The sequence below is a fragment of the Pedobacter sp. N36a genome, assembly GCF_014472395.1.
Taxonomy (GTDB): domain Bacteria; phylum Bacteroidota; class Bacteroidia; order Sphingobacteriales; family Sphingobacteriaceae; genus Pedobacter.
The window spans coordinates 1-1,141 of the sequence record NZ_JACSZW010000039.1; the positions used below are offsets into that span (position 1 = coordinate 1).

A 1,141-nucleotide genomic window follows, 5' to 3' on the forward strand; every position below is an offset into this window, starting at 1 on the left:
TATAATACTCCCCAAATATTGGACAGCTGATTAAATTCATAAATTTAACAGTTGAAAAATGAAAAAAGAGCGTAGAAAATTCAGTCCGGTTTTCAAGACCAAAGTAGTTCTTGAAGCCATTAAAGAGGCCAGTACTATGCAGGAACTTGCTTCCAAGTACAGTCTTCACCCCACACAGATCACTGCCTGGAAACGGGAGTTTCTGGAAAAGGCCGATACGGTGTTCGGTTCAGAGAAACCTGCCGAGAAAGAGGAATCCAAAGAGAAAGAACTGTACTCAAAAATTGGAGAACTTCAGATCCAGGTTGATTTCTTAAAAAAAGTCTTGGGGAAATGAGCATGATTGAAAGGCGAAGCCTCATTTCCCCGGAACATGATGCGCTGAGTATTGCTGGTCAATGTAAACTGCTGAATCTGCAACGTAGCTGCTATTATTTCAAGCCCAAAGGCGAGTCCCTGTTCAACCAGTCGATGATGAATGTAATTGACCGCAAGTTTCTGGATTGCCCGTTTTATGGCGTGGAACGAATGACTGCGTATCTGAACAAAGACCTGGGCTATCATGTAAATGCCAAGCGTGTACGGCGTCTGTATCGTGTAATGAACCTGCGGACGATCTATCCAAAGAAGAACCTAAGTAAAGCAAATGCAGCAGATTATAAATATCCGTATTTGCTTAAAGGATTAAAAATAAACCGTTCGGGCCAGGTTTGGCAGGCAGATATCACTTATATTCCCATGTTCAGAGGCTTCATGTACATGTTCGCCATTATAGATGTGTATAGCCGCAAGATTGTGGGCTGGAGCATTTCTAACACCATGACGGTAGAATGGTGCAGAGACGTGCTGCTGGAAACCATAGCAGAACACGGCACTCCTGAAATATTCAATACCGATCAGGGTTCACAGTTTACCAGCCCCATATTTACCAAAGTCCTTAAGGATAATAACGTAAGTATATCCATGGATGGAAAGGGAAGAGCGCTGGACAATGTGTTTATCGAAAGATTCTGGAGATCATTGAAACAGGAATATATTTACCTGAACCCGCCTAACGGTGGCATGGAACTATTCCAGGGTGTGAAACGGTATGTCGAATTTTATAATAATCAAAGAAGGCATCAGTCTATGGAGGATCTTA

At 42.4% G+C, this 1,141-nt stretch carries 2 protein-coding genes; both read left to right on the forward strand.

The window, feature by feature from the left end; translation table 11 throughout:
- The first annotated feature begins 58 nt into the window (after positions 1-58).
- Positions 59-337 (forward strand): transposase, encoded by a 279-nt coding sequence (locus tag H9X96_RS22400; RefSeq protein WP_187668424.1) that lies wholly within the window; start codon positions 59-61, stop codon positions 335-337.
- Positions 334-1,141 (forward strand): IS3 family transposase (locus tag H9X96_RS22405; protein ID WP_187668425.1); only part of this gene is annotated, 808 nt, incomplete at its 3' end. The genes H9X96_RS22400 and H9X96_RS22405, both read left to right, overlap by 4 nt.

Excerpts from the sequence above, each read along its gene's own strand:
- H9X96_RS22400 (WP_187668424.1), top strand. The coding sequence starts at position 59 with ATGAAAAAAGAGCGTAGAAAATTCAGTCCGGTTTTCAAGACCAAAGTA.